The sequence below is a fragment of the Streptomyces murinus genome (genome assembly GCF_002154555.1).
GTDB lineage: Bacteria > Actinomycetota > Actinomycetes > Streptomycetales > Streptomycetaceae > Streptomyces > Streptomyces murinus.
In genome coordinates this window covers 1-3,347 of the sequence record NZ_MUNF01000291.1, presented here as the reverse complement: position 1 = coordinate 3,347, position 3,347 = coordinate 1, and the positions used below count along the sequence as shown (strand labels likewise).

Genomic DNA, 3,347 nt, shown 5'->3' with positions numbered 1-3,347 from the left:
CCCGGACGACGACGATCCGGTCCGCCGGAGCCCCGCCCGCCAGGCATTCGCGGATCGCGCGCGCCCAGTCCCGCGTGAAGTGGTTCCCGGCGAGCGCGATCAGCTCCACCAGGTCGTCGTCGGCCGGAGTGCCGAACCGGTAGCCCTGCAAGGCGAGTTCGTCCCGGCGCCGGGCCACGGCGTCCGGCATCCGGTGGCCGACGAGCGAGCGGTCCATCGCGGCCGCCTCGTACAGCGTCCGGAACTCGAGCGAGTCGAGGAGCTTCGCCGCCTCCGGATAGGTCGCGGCGTCCAGTCCGGGGAGGATGTAGTGCGGGGTGTAGGAGGAGAAGTCCACGGTGGTACGGCCTTGTGCGCGCAGCCAGTTCAGGGCGTCCGTCAGCAGCAGCCGGCCGAGGCCCTGCCCGCGGGCGGCGGGGTCGACGAAGAAGAACGGGATCCAGCCCTGCTCCGGCTCCAGGTCGGTGCCGTGCAGCGGGGTCAGCCGGCGCACCGCGTAGGCGGCGCCGAGGAGACGCCCGCCGGCCACGGCGACCCGGAGCCCCTCGGGGTCGAAGTTGGCGTCGAGCAGTACGAGGGTGCGGAAGCGGTCCGGGGTGATCGGATCGACCGGCGCGCTCCGGCACCAGGCGGCCACGAGTGGCGGCCCGTCACCGGCCCGGAATCCTCGGATCTCCCTGCTGCCGACCGGAGTTGATGACATCGACGGATCCGTCCTTCCCGGCGGGGGCGCTCGGCGACCACCTCTCGAAACGGTGGTCCGAAATGTACAGGCATATGGGGGAGTGGGGCGTGATTGACGGTCGTTCGGGCTCCCGGCGATCGCGTCCCCTGGGTTTTGAACGCGTTCAATTCAGGGCTACGCTCTGCCCATGAGCGACAGAGCCGCCCTGCTGAAGGGCATTCGCCGCTGGTTGGTCTTCTTCGTGGTGTGCCTGGTGCTGAGCGGGGCCACCGCGTTCCCGCTGGTGCATGAACTGCACTGGACGGAGAGCGTGTTGCGGGCGCTGGGGGTGCCGGATCTGCTGCCCGGCCTGATGGGCTGGATCGCGCGGGTGCGGGACGGGCTCGACGCCGTCGACGCGAAGTACCCGTTCGTCCTCTACGGCACGGACTGGCTGGCGTTCGCCCATCTCGTCATCGCGGTCGCCTTCTACGGCCCCTACCGCGACCCGGTACGCAACATCTGGGTGATCGAGTTCGGCATGATCGCCTGCGCCGGGATCGTGCCCCTCGCCCTCATCTGCGGCCCGATCCGCGGCATCCCGTTCTGGTGGAGCCTGATCGACATGTCCTTCGGCGTCTTCGGGGTCCTCCCGCTGTACGTCCTCCGCACGAAGATCAAACGCCTTGAGGCGCTGGCCTAACGGGACCGCAGATCGTGCAGGACCTCGATGCGGTTCGTGGTGATCGAGTCGACGCCCAGGGCCATCAGCCGGCGCAGGGAGCGCCGGGTGTCCGGGGTCCACACGGAGACGAGCCGGCCGGTGCGGTGCAGATGGGTGATCAGGTCGTGGTCGACCAGGGAGAAGCGGTAGTTGAGCCAGCGGGGGTTGATCGCGGCCAGCAGGGCGGGGCGCGGCGGGGCCAGGGTCGTCCAGGTCAGCGCGATCTCCGCGGCCGGGTCGGCGGCGCGCACGGTGAGCATCGTCTCGGCGCCCGCGCTGTAGTACACCCGGTCCCCGGCCCCGCTCTGCCGGATCACGTCCAGGATCGGCTCCATCGTCCGCCGCGTCACCCGCCCGCACAGATCCACCATCACCCGGCTGTCACCGGTCACGGCGAGTGCCTCGGCCAGCGTCGGCACCCCGCCGTCGGTGAGCCCGCGCACCTCCTCGGCGGACAGCGTGCTCAGCGGTCGTGCCACCTCCCACAGCCGTTCGAGCGTGTCGTCGTGCAGCAGCACGGGCACACCGTCGCGGGTGAGCCGGACATCGAACTCGACGGCGTCCGCGCCCCGGTCGAGACCGGAGCGCAGCGAGTCGAGGGTGTTCTCACGGAAGCGGTAGGGGTCGCCGCGGTGGGCCACGGCGGTCACGGTCTGCATGGCCCCCATTGTGGTGCGGATCGTGGTGTGCCTCAGCCGGCGAGCCGTCCTGCGGTGTACGTGTCGATCTCCGCCACGAGCCGCGCCTTGCCCGCCGGATCCAGGAAGGACGCCTCCACCGCGTTCTTGGCGAGGTCCGCGACACCGCGCTCGTCCAGGTCGAGGAGGCGGGCGGCCACCGCGTACTCGTTGTTGAGGTCGGTGCCGAACATCGGCGGGTCGTCGGAGTTGATCGTGATCAGCACCCCGGCCTGCTGGAACTGCCGGATCGGGTGCTCGTCCAGGGTGCGCACCGCGCGGGTGGCGATGTTGGAGGTCGGGCAGACCTCCAGCGGGATGCGCCGCTCGGCGAGGTGCGCGAGCAGCGCCGGGTCCTGCGCGGAGCTGGTGCCGTGCCCGATGCGCTCGGCGCCCAGTTCGTTCAGCGCGTCCCACACCGACTGCGGGCCCGTGGTCTCGCCGGAGTGCGGCACCGAGCGCAGCCCGGCCGCGATGGCCTGGTCGAAGAACGGCTTGAACTGCGGGCGGGGCACGCCGATCTCGGGCCCGCCGAGCCCGAACGACACCAGGCCCTCGGGCCGGATCCGGTCGTCGGTGGCCAGCCGCACGGTCTCCTCCGCCGAGCGCAGTCCGGCCTCCCCGGGGATGTCGAAGCACCAGCGCAGCACGGTGCCGAACTCGGCCTCCGCGCTCTTGCGGGCGTCCTCGATCGCCTCCATGAAGGCGCGTTCGTCTATGCCGCGCCGGGTGGAGGAGAACGGGGTGAGGGTCAGCTCGGCGTAGCGCACCTGCTGGCGGGCCAGGTCGCGGGCCACCTCGTAGGTGAGCAGCCGGACGTCCTCCGGGGTGCGGATCAGGTCCACCACCGACAGATACACCTCGATGAAGTGCGCGAAGTCGGTGAAGGTGAAGTACTCGGCGAGGGCCTCGGGGTCGCTGGGCACCTTGGAGTCGCGGTGCCGCGCGGCCAGCTCCGAGACGATGCGGGGGGAGGCGGAGCCCACATGGTGGACATGCAGTTCGGCCTTGGGCAGTCCGGTGATGAACGCGCGCAGGTCGCGGTCGGCCGAGCCGGTGGCGGGTACGGAACTGGCGGACAAGGGGGCCTCCCCTGGCAGGGCGCCGACGGGCCCTTGCGGGCGCGGCGCGGGTGATCGGCTGATCGTCACAGGACATCGTAGGCGGGCAGGGACGGGGCACGGCCGAGGGGAGGTCCCGCGCGGACCGGGCGGGCGGCCGCGCGGATCCTGGGCGGGAACAGGTGGCGCGGGGTGGAGGAACCGTGCGCCCGGGGTGGGCG

The 3,347-nt window shown here is 71.6% G+C and carries 3 protein-coding genes and 1 pseudogene; 1 reads left to right on the top strand and 3 read right to left on the bottom strand.

Going from position 1 to position 3,347, the window contains the following annotated elements; genetic code table 11:
* The coding region (locus CCN72_RS18425) for a GNAT family N-acetyltransferase (protein WP_086808467.1) at positions 1-703 on the bottom strand (703 nt) is incomplete at its 3' end.
* Positions 704-872: 169 nt separating this feature from the next.
* On the opposite strand from CCN72_RS18425, the gene CCN72_RS18420 reads away from it, so the two are divergent.
* On the top strand, positions 873-1,367 hold the full coding sequence (locus CCN72_RS18420; protein WP_086808466.1) for a hypothetical protein: 495 nt from the start codon (positions 873-875) through the stop codon (positions 1,365-1,367).
* Here the strand turns inward: CCN72_RS18420 and CCN72_RS18415 are convergent.
* Together CCN72_RS18415 and CCN72_RS18410 are read right to left on the bottom strand one after the other, a co-directional pair.
* Positions 1,364-2,047 (bottom strand): glycerophosphodiester phosphodiesterase, encoded by a 684-nt coding sequence (locus tag CCN72_RS18415; protein ID WP_086808465.1) that lies wholly within the window; start codon positions 2,045-2,047, stop codon positions 1,364-1,366. The two genes, CCN72_RS18420 and CCN72_RS18415, sit on opposite strands and share 4 nt — an antisense overlap.
* A 32-nt stretch (positions 2,048-2,079) precedes the next feature.
* A pseudogene (locus CCN72_RS18410) lies at positions 2,080-3,223 on the bottom strand (adenosine deaminase).
* Positions 3,224-3,347 lie beyond the last annotated feature (124 nt).

Coding starts and splice junctions, on each gene's coding strand:
- CCN72_RS18420 (WP_086808466.1), top strand. CDS start 873: ATGAGCGACAGAGCCGCCCTGCTGAAGGGCATTCGCCGCTGGTTGGTC.
- CCN72_RS18415 (WP_086808465.1), bottom strand. CDS start 2,047: ATGCAGACCGTGACCGCCGTGGCCCACCGCGGCGACCCCTACCGCTTC.